The organism is Pelagicoccus sp. SDUM812003, from assembly GCF_031127815.1.
In the GTDB taxonomy this organism is placed as follows: domain Bacteria; phylum Verrucomicrobiota; class Verrucomicrobiia; order Opitutales; family Opitutaceae; genus Pelagicoccus.
Map to the genome: position 1 here is coordinate 1 of NZ_JARXHY010000061.1, position 1119 is coordinate 1119.

The following is a 1119-nucleotide window of genomic DNA, read 5'->3' on the forward strand; positions in this document are numbered from 1 at the left end:
GCAACTCTTTTTTGTAACGTGGTGGATTAACACTTCTAAGGAATATCCGCCTTTTGTGGCCGCCTTGGCTTCGCTATCTTCGAGAGGTAGTCCGACGGCGCCTTGAAGCCAAGCGTCTTTCTGGGCCGCTGCATGATTCTACTCTCCACCTCGGCCGCGTAGCCCTGCGGATAGTCGTGGACCCTCAGGCTGGAGCCCTTCGGGAAGCACTGCCGCGCCAGCCCGTTGCAGTTCTCCACCGCCCCCTTCTCCCAGCTGCGGTAGGGGGCGCAGAAGTAGCTCCGGCATCCAAGGGAGCGCTCGACCTCCAGGTGGCAGGCGAACTCCATTCCGTTGTCGTAGGTGATGGTCCGCACCCGGTAGGGAGCCAGGCGGCGCGCGATGGCCTCCGCGACCTCGCCCGAGCTCTTCGAGGCCAGCGGCTCGAGCAGGGCGATCCTGCTTTTGCGCTCGAGCAGGCTGAGCAGGAAGCCCCTGCTGGCCCAGCTGCCGATCAGGTCGGCCTCCCAGTCGCCGTAGCGCGAGCGCGTCCGCACCGCGGCGGGGCGATGCTCGATGCCCACCCTTCCGCCGATCCGTCCCTTCGGCGAGGGTCGCCTGCGCCGCTTTCGCCGCCGCGAGCTGATCCTCAGGTGGGACCTGAGGCCGCCTCCGGCCCGCCGGTCGGCCTCGACGTGGCGATAGATCGTCTGGTGGCTCGGGCCGAAGCCGACCCTGCGCATGGCCCCGCATATCTGCTCGGGGCTGTGGTCCAGGCGAAGGAGCCGCTCCACCTCCTCCAGAAGCCGGCCGCGAAGGACCCTGCGACGCGGCCGCTTGGCGAGCTTGAGCTGCCGGGCCAGCTCGTCGGCCCCGCGCGCGTCGTAGCCGTCCGGGCCGCTGGCGTTCCTGCGCAGCTCCTTGCTGACGGCGCCCTGGCTGAAGCCGATCGCCTCGGCGATCTGCGCCTGCGTGGATCCGCGCTTGCGTAGCGCGGCGATGACGCGACGATGCTCGTCGCGGAGATGTCGGTTTGCTGCAGTTCTCATCGTTGTCTTGGTCGATAGCGATGCTGCGGCAGGCCGGCTTTCCGCGCCAGCTCGAGATTTATTCCTTAGCTGTGTTAATCCGCCACGTTGC

Annotated in this window: 1 protein-coding gene; it reads right to left on the bottom strand. The window is 67.3% G+C overall.

Annotated features, from left to right (window positions below):
- Positions 1–35 precede the first annotated feature (35 nt).
- The gene (locus QEH54_RS22775) at positions 36–1028 is read right to left on the bottom strand and encodes an IS30 family transposase (protein WP_309021034.1); all 993 of its coding nucleotides are present in this window, start codon (positions 1026–1028) and stop codon (positions 36–38) included.
- Positions 1029–1119: the final 91 nt, after the last annotated feature.